General features: G+C 45.5%; 13 protein-coding genes. 7 read left to right on the top strand and 6 right to left on the bottom strand.

Going from position 1 to position 13,991, the window contains the following annotated elements:
* The coding region (locus ACTF5U_RS11265; protein WP_438971730.1) for a PQQ-dependent dehydrogenase, methanol/ethanol family at nucleotides 1–1,521 on the bottom strand (1,521 nt) is incomplete at its 3' end.
* Nucleotides 1,522–1,733: 212 nt separating this feature from the next.
* Nucleotides 1,734–3,137: a glutamate--tRNA ligase gene (gltX, locus tag ACTF5U_RS11260; RefSeq protein WP_438971729.1), complete on the bottom strand. Its 1,404-nt coding sequence runs from the start codon at nucleotides 3,135–3,137 to the stop codon at nucleotides 1,734–1,736.
* 83 nt (nucleotides 3,138–3,220) lie between these two features.
* Here gltX and ACTF5U_RS11255 point away from each other — a divergent pair, with 83 nt between their 5' ends.
* Nucleotides 3,221–4,159 carry a quinoprotein relay system zinc metallohydrolase 2 gene (locus ACTF5U_RS11255; RefSeq protein WP_438971728.1) on the top strand — a complete coding sequence of 313 codons (939 nt, stop codon included), beginning with the start codon at nucleotides 3,221–3,223 and terminating at the stop codon, nucleotides 4,157–4,159.
* A 139-nt stretch (nucleotides 4,160–4,298) separates the two neighbouring features.
* Complete coding sequence (locus tag ACTF5U_RS11250; RefSeq protein WP_438971727.1) at nucleotides 4,299–5,099, top strand: quinoprotein dehydrogenase-associated SoxYZ-like carrier; 801 nt, start codon at nucleotides 4,299–4,301, stop codon at nucleotides 5,097–5,099.
* A 70-nt stretch (nucleotides 5,100–5,169) separates the two neighbouring features.
* Here ACTF5U_RS11250 and ACTF5U_RS11245 read toward each other — a convergent pair whose 3' ends face one another.
* Nucleotides 5,170–5,520 (bottom strand): hypothetical protein, encoded by a 351-nt coding sequence (locus ACTF5U_RS11245; RefSeq protein ID WP_438971726.1) that lies wholly within the window; start codon nucleotides 5,518–5,520, stop codon nucleotides 5,170–5,172.
* A 240-nt stretch (nucleotides 5,521–5,760) separates the two neighbouring features.
* Between ACTF5U_RS11245 and ACTF5U_RS11240 the strand changes: the two genes are divergently transcribed.
* From ACTF5U_RS11240 to htpX, 5 genes are read left to right on the top strand one after another with little or no spacing between them, the layout of a single operon-like run.
* Complete coding sequence (locus ACTF5U_RS11240) at nucleotides 5,761–6,627, top strand: NAD(P)-dependent methylenetetrahydromethanopterin dehydrogenase (RefSeq protein ID WP_438971725.1); 867 nt, start codon at nucleotides 5,761–5,763, stop codon at nucleotides 6,625–6,627.
* Nucleotides 6,624–7,652: a beta-ribofuranosylaminobenzene 5'-phosphate synthase family protein gene (locus tag ACTF5U_RS11235; protein WP_438971724.1), complete on the top strand. Its 1,029-nt coding sequence runs from the start codon at nucleotides 6,624–6,626 to the stop codon at nucleotides 7,650–7,652. The genes ACTF5U_RS11240 and ACTF5U_RS11235 overlap by 4 nt, the downstream gene beginning before the upstream one ends.
* A gap of 56 nt (nucleotides 7,653–7,708) precedes the next feature.
* A complete protein-coding gene (locus ACTF5U_RS11230) occupies nucleotides 7,709–8,614 on the top strand; it encodes an NAD(P)-dependent methylenetetrahydromethanopterin dehydrogenase (RefSeq protein ID WP_438971723.1) in 906 nt (301 codons plus the stop codon).
* A gap of 12 nt (nucleotides 8,615–8,626) precedes the next feature.
* Nucleotides 8,627–9,727, top strand: coding sequence for an ATP-grasp domain-containing protein (locus ACTF5U_RS11225; RefSeq protein ID WP_438971722.1), 1,101 nt, complete (start codon nucleotides 8,627–8,629; stop codon nucleotides 9,725–9,727).
* 55 nt (nucleotides 9,728–9,782) lie between these two features.
* A complete protein-coding gene (gene htpX / locus ACTF5U_RS11220) occupies nucleotides 9,783–10,661 on the top strand; it encodes a protease HtpX (protein WP_438971721.1) in 879 nt (292 codons plus the stop codon).
* 45 nt (nucleotides 10,662–10,706) lie between these two features.
* Here the strand turns inward: htpX and ACTF5U_RS11215 are convergent, their stop codons facing one another.
* From ACTF5U_RS11215 to gmhB, 3 genes are all read right to left on the bottom strand, one after another.
* The gene (locus ACTF5U_RS11215) at nucleotides 10,707–12,797 is read right to left on the bottom strand and encodes an EAL domain-containing protein (protein ID WP_438971720.1); all 2,091 of its coding nucleotides are present in this window, start codon (nucleotides 12,795–12,797) and stop codon (nucleotides 10,707–10,709) included.
* Between the two features lie 9 nt (nucleotides 12,798–12,806).
* On the bottom strand, nucleotides 12,807–13,544 hold the full coding sequence (locus ACTF5U_RS11210; protein ID WP_438971719.1) for a lysophospholipid acyltransferase family protein: 738 nt from the start codon (nucleotides 13,542–13,544) through the stop codon (nucleotides 12,807–12,809).
* Nucleotides 13,541–13,991: D-glycero-beta-D-manno-heptose 1,7-bisphosphate 7-phosphatase (gmhB, locus tag ACTF5U_RS11205; RefSeq protein ID WP_438971718.1), on the bottom strand; the 451-nt coding region annotated here is incomplete at its 5' end. The genes ACTF5U_RS11210 and gmhB, both read right to left, overlap by 4 nt.

The raw sequence follows: 13,991 nt of genomic DNA, 5'->3' as shown, positions 1-13,991 counted from the left end.
CAGGTAACCTTCCAGCGTACCGTAGAACACAACATCAGAGGCAGTTGCCAAAGCACCTGACCATACTGAGAAACGTTCTGGGTTTGACCAGACGATTTTACCTTCACGTGCATCCCATGCAATGAAGTTACCCAAGTGTGAATCACCTTCTGGCGGATACATACTCAAGGTAGCGCCAACGTAGGGCTGACCAGCTACATATTCAACTTCAAATGGCTCGTAGTCCATGCAAACGTGGTTTGTAGGAACATAGAAAAGGCCAGTACGGGGTGAATATGCTGCTGGCTGTTGGTCTTTTGAACCCAGAGCCGCAGGACAGATACCAGTGGTGTTAACGTCTTCGCCGTTACGTGCAGTTGAGTATTTCGCTACACGGTCATGACGACCTGTTTTCAGGTTAACACCCCTTGACCAGTTAACAGCCGGATCAAATTTTTCTGCAACCAGCAATTCACCTGTTTCACGGTCCATGGTGTAACCAAAACCGTTACGGTCAAAATGCACTAACATTTTACGCATTTTGCCTTTGATTTTTTGGTCGACTAAGATGTTCTCATTTACACCATCATAATCCCACTCATCGTAAGGCGTCATTTGGTAAATCCATTTCGCCATACCCGTGTCTAAATCACGACCAAACAGAGACATTGACCATTTGTTGTCACCAGGACGTTGTGCTGGATTCCAGGTAGATGGATTACCTGAACCATAGTAGAACAAATTCAGATCAGGGTCATAAGAATACCAACCCCATGTTGTACCACCACCAATTTTCCATTGGTCGCCCTGCCATGTTTTCAAAGAGGAATCTTTGCCAACAGGTTTCAGCATTGAAGTGGTTTTTTGTGGGTCAACCAGCATTTCTTCATCAGGACCGGTGCTGTACGCTTTGTACAGAACGTTACCATCTAAGTCATAAGCTTGGATGTAACCACGTACACCGAACTCACCACCTGAGATACCAACCAGTACTTTATCTTTAAATACGTGCGCCGCAGCAGTACTTGTCGCACCACGTTTTGGATCATCACGTTTGTCAGACCAGACGACACTACCGTCTTCAATGTTCAACGCAACCAGAGTTGTGTCAGCTTGGTTCAGGAAGATTTTTCCGTCGCCATAAGACAGACCACGGTTAACGGTGTCACAGCACATAACTGGCACAGTTTCGTCGTAGTTTTGTTTTGGCTCATATTTCCATTTAATTGCACCGTCGTTGTTCAAATCCAACGCGAATACGATGTTAGGAAATGCAGTGTGAACGTACATAGTGCCATCGATAACCAAAGAGTTACCTTCGTGACCACGTAATACACCGGTTGAGAAAGACCATGCCATGTTCAGATCATTGACATTATCTTTGTTGATTTGAGTCAGCTCAGAGTAACGTTGGTTTTTATAGTCACCTGCAGGCATAACCCAGTTGTTTTCGTTTTCTTGCATTGTTGCTAGTTCATCAGCAGCGACCAGACCTGGTACTGCCAGAGACATCATAGCAATTGACAATGTTTTCAGCTTCATAAAGTTTTCCTCTATTATTGCTTTCTAGTTATTTACGACACGAATTAGCACATTGCTGAACCTCATGCGTAGAGCAAACCATAATGGTGCTGAAAAACTTAGTCAAGCATCTTCCCGATCTTTTTCGTGATAATTTCCATATTTTTTTCGGGAAGTTTTTCCCGAACCGCTAAAGCCATGAAAAACAACAAAAAAACAGATCTGACTCTTTTTTAGGCACGATCTTTGATCCATTCAATCGCTTTGCTGATTGATGTCAATGTGCGCTCACGACCCAGTAATGCCAGTGTCACATCCAATGATGGTGAAACGGTGTTACCTGTTATTGCTACACGAATCGGCTGAGCCACCTTTCCCATACCCACCTGATTGGCTTCAGCGCACTCTTTAACTTCTTTATGTACCGGCTCAGCGAGCCATTCGGGCACAGCGCTCAGACGCTTCAACATATCCTCTAATATAGGCAGGCTTTTTTCATTTAAATTCTTCTTGGCCGCTTTTTCATCATACTCGGTCACTTCCTGATAAAAAAAGCGGCTGTTCGCAGCCATCTCAACAAGTGTTTTGGCTCGTTCTTGCTGAATGCTAACGACATCTCTCAATGCGGGTCCAGTTGCCGGATCAATGCCCAACTGCCCCATATGCCAACTCAGGTGATGTGCCACATGATCAGGCGTACTGCTCTTAATGTATTGTTGATTTAACCACAGCAGTTTTTCAGTATTGAAACTGGAAGCCGCCTTGTTGACGTCTTCGATATCAAATAGCTGCGTCATTTCACCCAAACTGAATATTTCCTGATCACCATGTGACCAGCCAAGTCTTACCAGATAATTTAATAATGCTTCCGGTAAGTAACCTTGATCACGGTAACTCATCACACTCACTGCACCATGACGCTTTGACAAACGCGCACCATCATCCCCTAAAATCATCGGCACATGAGCAAAGACAGGAGGCTCGGCGTTCAAAGCCCGATACAAATTGATTTGTCTTGGTGAATTATTCAGATGGTCATCGCCACGGATCACATGGGTTAACCCCATATCCATATCATCTACCACTACAGTTAGATTATAGGTGGGTGTCCCATCAGGACGGGCGATAATCAGATCATCAAGTTCGCTGTTGCTGAATGATACATCCCCGCGAATCACATCCTTGACGATAACGTTTCCTTGAGTGGGGTTTTTAAACCGAATAACCGGTTCAACGCCAGGCTTAGGTTCTGTCAGATGGCGACAGCGACCATCATAACGAGGCTTTTCTCTGTTTGCCCGCTGCTTTTCACGCATTTCATCCAATTCTTCCCTAGAACAGTAACAGTGATAGGCATCCCCCTGATCCATCAATTGTTGAATAACTTCTTTATAGCGCTCAAAACGCTGCGTCTGATAAAACGGTCCTTCATCGTATTCAAGGCCCAGCCAGGTCATTCCTTCTAATATGGCATTGACCGATTCCGCTGATGAGCGCTCCAGATCCGTATCTTCAATACGAAGAATAAACCGGCCACCGTGTTTACGAGCATACAACCATGAAAACAGGGCGGTACGAGCCCCACCTACATGCAAGTAACCAGTGGGGCTGGGGGCAAAACGCGTACGAATAGTCATATGTAACAAACTCTCAACTGGATAGTCTTTATAAAGGTGGGTTATTGTACCAGTTGCAATAAAGATATAAACGAGGAAGGCATATGCTTATGAGAAGAGTGTGTCCAACTGCACTGCTGATATTGTTTAGTTTATTTCAGGTAGCCTGTGCAGCAGAACATGATTATTCGGTAACAGAAGTAACTGAGGATGTGTTCTATCATCAAGGTGTTCATGAAGATGCCACGGAACACAATATAGGCGCCATTGCAAACGTCGGCTTTATCATCGGTGATGACTGTGTGGCCATCATTGATAGTGGTGGCAGTTTTAGAGAAGGCCAGCTTCTGAAGCAGGCACTTAAGCGACATACCGATAAGCCAGTTTGCTATGTCATCAATACCCATGTCCATCCCGACCATATATTAGGTAATGCTGCATTTAAGGAGAGTAAGCCTGTTTACATAGGCCATGAGAAATTACCTGCGGCAATTGAATCCCGTAAAGCGTTTTTTGAACGCACTTTTTCAGAAGCTCTGGGCGATGCATTCACTGGCGCTGAGTTTATTACTCCCACTCGGACTGTTTCCGTGGGCAAGCCTGTCATGCTTGATCTTGGTAACCGTGAACTGAAACTCACCGCATTTACCACCGCACACACCGATCATGATCTGACCGTACTGGATAAAAACACCCAGACACTTTGGACTGGCGATCTGTTATTCATAGAACGAATACCGGCATTAGATGGCAGTATCAATGGCTGGATTAATACGATTCAGGCGCTACAGAAACTCGATATCCGTTATGTGATACCCGGGCATGGTCCGGCAGGAGAAAAACAATGGCAAACAGGGCTGGCCAAACAACTGGATTACTTCGTCACGATGCGTGAACAGATAAGAGCTATTATCAATGACTTTGGCACTATAGATGAGGCGACAAAAAGTGTCGGTCAGGATAAAAAAGATGACTGGTTGTTATTCGAACAATACCATCGTCGAAACGTGACGGCCGCATTTGTCGAGCTGGAATGGGAGTGACTTTAGAGCGTGACTTTAATACGCAAAAAAAGCCAGTCAATTCAGTATCATAATCAGGAACTTTTGTGAGGAAATTAACTCAAAAGTTGTACACTACACAATTATAAATAGAAATAATTACACCGCAGGAGAGAGAAATATGTTCGGTCGACTCATTCAAACAATTGCTTTCAGCATGTCACTGATGATGCTGTGTTTACCGGTTGCACAATCAGCGACTCCCGATGAACCATTATGGCCATCATTGAAAGTGGCCTACTTCGGCGATAAGGAAATCCGTGATAATGCCGACGATTTGTTAGTGTTGGAAGCGCCTAAACGTGCAGAAGATGCTGCTATTGTTCCCATAAGCGTCAAATCGCTGGTGCCACAAACAAGCGATAAGTACATAAAAAACTTACACTTCATTATCGACAACAACCCGATGCCTTACTCCGCTAACTTTAAGCTGACTCCAGAGCTTGGTACTGTTGATATCTCCACTCGGATGCGCGTGGATCAGTACACGTACGTTCGGGCGATTGCTGAGATGAATGATGGTAGTCTGCACATGGTTTCACGTTTTGTGAAAGCATCAGGAGGCTGCAGTGCTCCCGCCGGTAAAGATGCCGAAGCCGCATTGGCGAGAATGGGCAAAATGCAGATTCGCATGCGTCAACCTACTGTGGGTGAGTCAACTCAAGCACAAGTTATTGTGAGCCACCCCAACTACAGCGGTCTGCAATACGATCAAAAATCACGTAAATACATCCCAGCTCACTACGTGAAAAACATCGACGTCATGTATAACGATAAAACCTTGTTCACTGTTGATGCCGGTATTTCTATGAGTGAGGATCCCAGCGTACGATTCAGCTTCACTCCTGACGAGCCTGGTAAGCTCAAAGCTGTCATTCATGACAGCGAAGAACAGGAATTTAGCTTAGAGAAAGAAATCTGAGTTCCTTTTTCTCGTAACCATAAAAAAGGCCGCAAACGCGGCCTTTTTTGTATCAAGTTGAAACGTCAGCTTATTGAATACGACATGCTTTATATGCTTCTGCCGTTGTTTTTTCGTAAAGTTTCAAACCTGATTGAATGTTTTTGTCATCGCGGAAAGTCGCACCACGGTCAGCTGGCAAATTCTTGTATCTGAAACCGACACTGATATCTTCAAATTCTCTCTCAGTAAATACTTCAGCTAATTTATCAACAACACACGAGCATTTATGAGTGCCTTCATAGACGTTCATGCCCTCATTTGCGGTCATGCAGTCCATGACGTAGTGAACGCGAGTCACTGTTGAAAAGTCGTTGGTCATTCCCAGCGTGGGTAATATCATCAATCCAGCAGCAATCAAACTCTTACCTGCAATCTTCATTTATCTCTCCTACTTTTATAGTTTTGTGGCGACCAATCTGTGACTGAACGCCATTATAATAAGTTCCGGTTTACACTATTCTGACAACAGCTTAGTCCTCAATAATACATGAAAACATGGCCCTTATCTGCTGCAGATTCTATGCAAAAACAGTCATTTATTTTCACTGCTGAGCAACATCAGGTAAAATTCTACCTTTGTAAAAAATACTAAGCTACTTAACAGGCAGGAGATACATAGATGAAGAAACTGTTACTGCACTTGGACACTGATCCGGTTGCAAGCACCTTTGACCAAGCCGTTGTCTATGATGCCGGTGTCGATAATGTTATTGCTCATGGTGGTGCAACTCGAGATAACGTGACGCCGCATGTGCATGGCATGATTTTTACCCGTGGTGGTAAAAACATGAAAAACAGCGCGATCTTCGTGGGTGGTTCAAATGTCGAAGCTGCCGACCTGGTTGGTAAAGCTGTTAAGAAAGCGTTTTTTGGTCCTGTTCGTGTCTCTGTGATGCTGGATCCGAATGGTTCTAACACCACAGCCGCTGCGATTGTTCGTAAGGTGTTGACTGACTATGATGTCACCGGCAAGAACGTTGTCATTCTGGGCTCTGGCCCAGTGGGTCAACGTAGTGCGTTGTATCTCCTGAAAGAAGGCGCAGCCAAAGTCACCATGACCTCGCGAAGTCTGGAACGTAGTGCCGCCACTACAGAGCAGATGAAAGAAAACTATGGTGTTGATGTTATTCCAGGTGAGTCTCGTAGCGATGAAGCGGTTAAGCAATTGCTGGCCGATGCACATGTGGCTATTGCAGCCGGTCCTGCCGGTGTTTGTGTTATTCCTGAGTTAGCCTTACAAGGCAATAATTCACTGGAAGTCATTGCGGATGTGAATGCTGTGCCGCCATTAGGTGTTGCGGGTATGGAAGTGATGGATAACGGTACCGAAAAAGAGGGTATACGTCACTATGGCGCTATTGCCATTGGTAATTTTAAAATGAAAGTTCACCGTGGTGCCATTGCTTCTCTCTACGAGGCTAATGATTTATTCCTTGATGAAACCACCATCTACGACATTGCCTGTAAGATCGACGAAGCTCAGTGAGTCCAACTCAAGCTGATACCCCGACACGAATCGAATCGGTTCGTGTTCGGGCACCAGCAAGACTTCATCTCGGATTTTTAGATCTTAATGCTAGTCAGGGCCGCAAATTCGGTAGTATCGGTATGGCTATTGATAGCCACTACACTGAAATATCTGTCACCCGATCTCCTGTAAACGAGATTAACGGCTCAGCTTTATCAACGGAAACGATGTCCCGGCTGGAAAAAGTTCGCCAACGTTTCTACCAATCGGTAGGACAAGCCATTGATGAGGGACAGCAGAAAACTCACATTAACGTGCAACAGCAGATTCCGGTACATGCCGGGCTAGGCTCAGGCACACAGCTGGCCCTGACGTTGGGGACAGCACTAGCGAAGTTTCACGGCATCGATATTGACACCCCCTCGTTGGCACAGCAACTTGGACGAGGAAAACGTTCAGGGATCGGCGTAGCGACCTTTGATCATGGTGGTTTTGTTATTGATGGCGGTCTGAAACCTGAACAATCGGTACCGCCACTATTGATGCATCACGCTTACCCGGAAGATTGGCGTGTTGTGCTAGTGATGGACCCGCATCATCAGGGCATCCATGGTGAAAAAGAATTAAACGCGTTTAAAGCCTTACCAACATTCCCTTTGGAGAATGCACGCAACATTTGTCACCTGACAATGATGCAATTATTACCGGCATTACTGGAACAGAACATTGATGACTTTGGGCAGTCAATCACCGATATTCAGGCGTTGATTGGTGACCATTTTGCTGTCGCTCAGGGCGGCCGCTATACCAGCCCGATCGTTGCAGAGTGTTTACATCAGGCTCAACAGCTTGCTCACAAAGGCATTGCTCAAAGTTCATGGGGCCCGACAGGCTGTATATTTGTGGACAGTGAGGCGAAAGGCAAACAATTGATAAATGAATTAAAAAATTCTGCACTTGCTCAGCTAAAAAATTCGGAGCAACCTGTGTTGATATCAGCCCGTTGTGATAATAGCGGTGCGATCATTGAAACATTAGGGTGAGGCTGGCTATGGATCTCATCCAACATCATTTTAGAATTACATTTTGAGGAATAACTATGTCCAAACGTTCTATTATTCACATGCTGACTCCTATGAAACATAACAGCCCGTTTGACGTCAATATGGCGCTGGATGCTGGCTACGATATTTTGATACCGTATCAGCACGTCAAACTGGAAGAAGTAGCCGACCTGACCCAAGACACCATCTTCTCGCGCGGACCTTCCGGTGTGAAAAAAACCGGCATGTTCATTGGCGGCCGGGATATCGGTGTGGCCATGGATATGCTGGATGCAGCCAAAAAAGCCATGGTACCGCCATTTGAAATTTCTGTATTTGCTGATCCAAGCGGTGCATTCACCACAGCAGCGGCATTGGTTGCTTGCGTAGAACGTGAGTTAAAAAAGAACTTCAATAAAGACTATGAAGGCACCAAAGCAGTTGTCTTTGGCGGTACAGGACCGGTTGGTCTTGCAACGGGGGTTATTGCAGCACTTCAAGGCGCTCAAACGACCATTGTTGATCACTTTTCAATCGACACGGCTTTAGAGTTCGCAGAGGAAGCAAAACGTCGCTACGGCGTTGATCTGCGGGCAACCACAGCAGCATCTGACGCCGATAAAGCGCGCTTATTATCCGATGCTGACGTCGTATTCTGCACTGCAAAAGCGGGAATTCAGGTATTGAATGCTTCGGTTCTGGTTGATGCCAAGAAATTGAAAGTCGCTGGTGATGTGAATGCCGTTCCACCACTGGGCATTGAAGGTCTGGAACTGATGGATTCAGGTACACCACTGGTTCATGCCAAAAATGCGCCTAATGCCGTTGGTATAGGTGCCTTAGCAGTAGGTAATGTGAAATACAAACTGCAACAAGCCTTATTAAGAGAGACATTAGAAGCCGAAAAACCAGTTTACCTGGACTTCCGTAATGCCTTCGAAGGTGCCCGCAAACTGGTCTAAATCAGCTATCTGATGCAACGTCAGTTACCGCTACTGATTTTTGCTCAGAGCGGACGCTATATTGCTGAATCAGCCACCCTTGCCGGTTACACGGTCTGGGTGGCTGATTGCTTTTGCGATATAGATACTATAGCTATTGCTGAGCGCAGCCTGAAAGTGTCTGATCTCTCATGTCTGAGTAACGCTGAATTTTTATCAATACTTGATACTTTGAGCCGAGGCGAGCCTTGCTCACTGATCATCGGAACCGGCATCGAACACGTTTATTCAGACCTTAACAGTCTGCCTGACACTATTCACTATGTTGGCAACAGTATTCAAACCTTATCCGAACTTCGCCACCCCAGGTCATTTTTTCAATTATTAACGACACTCCAGCTACCCTATCCTGAGGTGCTATTTAATCAATCTGACGCCAAAACAGAAACATGGGTTTACAAAGACTTATCGGGCTATGGCGGTCAGTCAATCAAGCCGGCCTCAACAGCATTAAGAAATGAAACGGCTTTTTATCAGAAATGGATCCAGGGCTATCCCGCTTCAGTCTGCTTCCTTGCCAACGGGCGAGAAGCGCAGGTGTTAAATTTTAACCAACAAATCAACCTGAAAAATAACTATCAACTCGCTGAAATCCATTCCTCTCTCTGGCTAAATGCTGACCTGACTTCACGATTAACACAGGCCATTAATGCGATTACCAATGCCACTAATCTGAGAGGGCTCTGTAGTCTCGATTTTATCCTGAATGAAGATTGCTTTTATATTCTTGAAGTTAACCCGCGTATCAGTGCATCTGCTGAACTCGTGCCTGATCAGGAAAATTTATTTGAATACCATCTGAATGCGCTTGATGGAGTATTGCAGAACAATCTTGTAAAACAGACAAACATGGCTGGTCACTTAGCTTATTATTATGCCAATAATGCATGTGTAATCATTGATGATGCCGTCTGGCCGGCCTGTTGCCATGATTTACCTGTCCCTGGCAGTTACATTGCCAAAAACGCACCTATTTGTACGATCCTGCTTATGAGCGAAACTCACGCTGAGTGGAAAAAAGAATTAACCAGACAGCGACTCCTGATTCAACAAAATATAGTCGATATTTCTTGAAAAGATCACCCGCGCAACCCATATTATCCCCAATCATTCATACAGGATCGCAGTAATGAAACGTATCTTATTATTTCTCGGCACCAACATAGCCGTATTGGCTGTATTGAGTATGACCATGCGTCTGCTGGGCATTGATAGCCTGCTGGATGAGCAGGGTGTCGGACTGGATATGCAGGCCTTGTTGATCTTTGCCGCGGTTATTGGTTTCAGCGGCTCATTTATATCATTACTGATATCTAAATGGACGGCTAAACATTTAACCGGTGCCAAGGTTATTGAAAGTCCGAAAAATGAAAATGAGCGTTGGCTTGTAACCACCGTCAGTCGATTAGCTCAGAAAGCCAATATCGGCATGCCTGATGTGGCCATTTATAATTCACCACAACCCAATGCATTTGCTACCGGTGCTAATAAAAATAAGGCCTTAGTCGCAGTCAGTACAGGGTTAATGCAGTCGATGACACAAGATGAAGTCGAGGCAGTGCTCGCACATGAGGTCAGCCATATCGCAAATGGCGATATGATTACAATGGCATTAATTCAGGGTGTAGTGAATACCTTTGTCATCGTTTTGTCACGAGTGATTGGTCATGTAGTTGACCGTACCATCTTCAAAGTCGAACGGGGTCATGGTCCGGCTTTTTGGATTACCTCCATTATCGCTGAATTGGTTCTGGCATTTCTGGCCAGCATCATCGTCATGTGGTTTAGTCGTCGGCGTGAGTATCGAGCCGATGCCGGTGCCGCGCAGTTGGTGGGTGCGCCTAAAATGATAGCGGCTTTACAGCGGCTGGCCGGTACCTCTACTGAGCCATTACCAGATCAGCTTCATGCTATGGGTATTTCCGGCGGTCAGGGCGGATTATCTGCGTTATTTATGACGCATCCACCGCTCGAGGAACGGATAAAAGCACTTCGTACTAGTGGTTAAAATAAAAAGGCCGGGCTAACCCGGCCTTTTTTGTGTAGGCACTAACTAGAGGTCATCATCCTCAAAATCATAATCGAGCTTATCGGAAGGCTCATGAATGTAATAACCCTGCGCATAATCCACACCTAATCGCCACAACAAGGCGAGGCTGTTGGCATCAGACACAAATTCGGCTATACAGTGCTTTCCTGCCTGCTTGGTCATTTCAATAATGGCTTTAACAGCTGCCTGGTTTTCACTATCCCGGGACATGTTCTCAACAAAAGCACCATTGATTTTCAAGTAATCGACGTCCAGTGCATTCAGACTGTTCGAGAAATCGAGTCCTGAGCCAAAGTGTTCCAAGCCAAATTCACAACCAATCTCTTTTAATTTTGCGATCACACTGCTTGCCTGATCCAGGTTATTCAATGCCACCGTTTCACTTATCTCAAAAACAAACGCGTTGCCATTAAGGTTATGCGCATCAATGGTGGCACATAACCAATCCACGAACGCCTCAGTGTGCAGGCTTTGCTCTGAAAGCTTGATGAAAAAACGTGTTCTGGGGAATTGATGACGGTGTTCGCTTAAGACTTCAACAGCATGACGAATCACCCATTTATCAATCTCTGCCATCATTTCTAAAGCAGCAGCATGTTCAATAAACTCATCCGCTTCAATGTCTCTATTTTCAACCAATTGCAGGCGTAGTAGAACTTCATATAACTCCTGCTCTTCACCATGCAAGCTGACTATCGGCTGATAATTCAGCAAAAACTTATCTTCCTTCAAACCCTTCTCAAGACGTTTTTTCCACTGCTCAATGGATTCAACACTGTCTGGCAGTCCCTCTTTCGCTACCTGGAAACGAGCAATTTGATTTCCACCTGCATGCTGTGCCTGGGTACAGGCTTTATCGGCATTTTCCAATACTTTTTCAGCAGCAGACTGATTTTCGTTGATACGGGCAATACCGATACTGCATTGCACATCAATGCTTTTACCGTTGACGTGAGATACATATTCATTAACTGACTTAAGGTAATCCTCAGCGCGGGCATCGATTTTGGCATCATCATGACCGGGTATGATAATTGTGAAGGCCTGATCACCATAACGACCCAGCACTTCATTGTCTTTCAAGTTTTTACGCAGTAATTCAGCCACACTTTTAATGATGACATCGCTGGTACCCAGTCCGACCTGTTCCTTGATCGCTTGGAACTCATCTAGTACCAGATAAAGTAACTGCGCGTTACCATTGCCTTCCACAGCCTGGAATACACTCTGTTCGAGCTCATCAACAAATCGGGTACGGTTATATAACCCTGTCAGAAAGTCATAATCACGCAGCAGCTTTAATTGTGAGTCATCGACGGTGAATGCGGCATCATCACGAATGACCACCTGAGTACAATCCTCACCTTCAACCCGTGCATGACTGAACTCAATTTTGGCATTAAATCCGGTGCCATCTGCGCGGACACAGTGAGCAACCACATCAACGGGTTGTGACTCTGTCTGTTCGGAGAATTCACGGAATACCGCTTTAAATTTATGATGGTCATCTGAACTGATAAGATCCAACATCGGCAGACCATCAATATCCTCTGCTTCTTCGTAACCAAATAAGTTTAAATAGGCCTGATTCACATAGATATGCATGCCTTCATGCATATACGCTACCGCGTCACGAGAACTTTCCAGCAAGGCACGGGAACGTTTTTCACTCTCCCGCAGAGCACGTTCATTACGTCGTCCCAAACGACGCATAAACAGGTTCTGAATTTCACGATTCGCTGCAAACTGTAATCTTTCGTTATCACCAAAAACGACAACATCCTGCACCGGAGTCGCAAAAAACTCGTACTCACTGGATTTTTCATTGATCAGGATGATGCAGGGTAAATCTTTGCCTAGACGCTGTAATAATCCAGATATGTCATTCGGGGAAAGGTTCGCAACCGAATCACGGCAGATCAGTAAGTCCCAGGTTTGATTCGCGAGCAGTTGTTCCAGCGCTGCCGGTGAATCCTCACGCGCAGCACGGATAGCATGACCGGCCTGTCTTAAAATGTTAATAATGCCATCCGCATCGGTCAACGAATCGTCGACTATCAGTAACCGTAATATGCCTTCTGCCCTTGCCACCATTAATACCCTCTATGGTTTTCGTTCATGCATGACCGGCTTTTGTCCTTCCAGCAATGTCATCTGGTCTTCCATCCAGTCGAATAACTGTTGATTCAGGTCGCCTGCCGCTACACCCTGACTGGATATTTTTTTACCTATCACCATCCTGATAACACCGGGGTATTTCAGGAAACCATGCTTTGGCCATGCTTTGCCAGCATCATGTGCTACCGGAATCACAGGGTAGCCTGTTTCAACGGCTAGTCTGGCACCACCGATTCCAAAACGGCCTATCTCTCCTCGCGCAATCCGCGTTCCTTCAGGAAACACCACCACCCATGCACCTGATGATAAACGATCCAGGCCTTGTTCGATCACTTGTGTCAGCGCTTTGCGACCAGCTTTTCGATCAATCGCGATTGGTTTTAACGATGCGAGGCCCCAGCCAAAAAAAGGTATCCAGAATAATTCTCGCTTCAATACCCAGACCTGAGGTGGAAAAACTGTCTGTAATGCTAGCGTTTCCCAAGCTGACTGATGTTTACAGATAATAACAGCCGGTTCTTCGCCAATGTTTTCTTTGCCCTCAACTTCGAGATGTACATCACAAATTTTGGCGAGCAACCAGATATTACTTTTTGCCCACTGACTGACGACTGCATAGCGCCACTTAAAAGGAAGCGGCCAAAGCAACACGCCGATACATGAAAATAAAATAGCCGAAACACTATGTACGATAAAAAACAGTATTGATCGGGTGTAAATCATTGAAGCTGAGGCTCCAGTAACGTATTGACCACCGCAGCGAGATCATCAAAAACTTCAACGCCTTCAGGAATACCATCGGCTAAAGTTCGTTCTCCTTTACCTGTTTTTACCAGGATCGGTCGAGCGTTCGATTCTCTTGCTGCCTGAATATCACGTAAAGAATCACCTACAGCGGGTACATTATCTAGACTGATCCGAAGGCGATTAGCCAGATCCTCAAAAGAACCATTATGCGGTTTACGGCAAGTACAATCGTCTTCAGGACCATGAGGGCAAAACAGAATTGCTTCAATTCTCCCGCCAACATGAGCGAGCATCCGTCGCATCTTGCTATGGATACGATTTAAGGTTTCAACATCAAACAAGCCCCGCGCAATACCCGACTGATTTGTAATCACCACCACCCGATAGCCGGCATAATTGAGCCTGGCAATTGCTTCCAGACTT

Source organism: Methylophaga sp., assembly GCF_965655755.1.
In the GTDB taxonomy this organism is placed as follows: Bacteria; Pseudomonadota; Gammaproteobacteria; order Nitrosococcales; family Methylophagaceae; genus Methylophaga.
This window is presented reverse-complemented; position numbering and strand designations above follow the sequence as displayed.

Excerpts from the sequence above, each read along its gene's own strand:
- gltX (WP_438971729.1), bottom strand. The coding sequence starts at position 3,137 with ATGACTATTCGTACGCGTTTTGCCCCCAGCCCCACTGGTTACTTGCAT.
- ACTF5U_RS11230 (WP_438971723.1), top strand. The coding sequence starts at position 7,709 with ATGTCCAAACGTTCTATTATTCACATGCTGACTCCTATGAAACATAAC.
- ACTF5U_RS11255 (WP_438971728.1), top strand. The coding sequence starts at position 3,221 with ATGCTTATGAGAAGAGTGTGTCCAACTGCACTGCTGATATTGTTTAGT.
- ACTF5U_RS11215 (WP_438971720.1), bottom strand. The coding sequence starts at position 12,797 with ATGGTGGCAAGGGCAGAAGGCATATTACGGTTACTGATAGTCGACGAT.
- ACTF5U_RS11250 (WP_438971727.1), top strand. The coding sequence starts at position 4,299 with ATGTTCGGTCGACTCATTCAAACAATTGCTTTCAGCATGTCACTGATG.
- ACTF5U_RS11225 (WP_438971722.1), top strand. The coding sequence starts at position 8,627 with ATGCAACGTCAGTTACCGCTACTGATTTTTGCTCAGAGCGGACGCTAT.
- ACTF5U_RS11210 (WP_438971719.1), bottom strand. The coding sequence starts at position 13,544 with ATGATTTACACCCGATCAATACTGTTTTTTATCGTACATAGTGTTTCG.
- htpX (WP_438971721.1), top strand. The coding sequence starts at position 9,783 with ATGAAACGTATCTTATTATTTCTCGGCACCAACATAGCCGTATTGGCT.
- ACTF5U_RS11245 (WP_438971726.1), bottom strand. The coding sequence starts at position 5,520 with ATGAAGATTGCAGGTAAGAGTTTGATTGCTGCTGGATTGATGATATTA.
- ACTF5U_RS11240 (WP_438971725.1), top strand. The coding sequence starts at position 5,761 with ATGAAGAAACTGTTACTGCACTTGGACACTGATCCGGTTGCAAGCACC.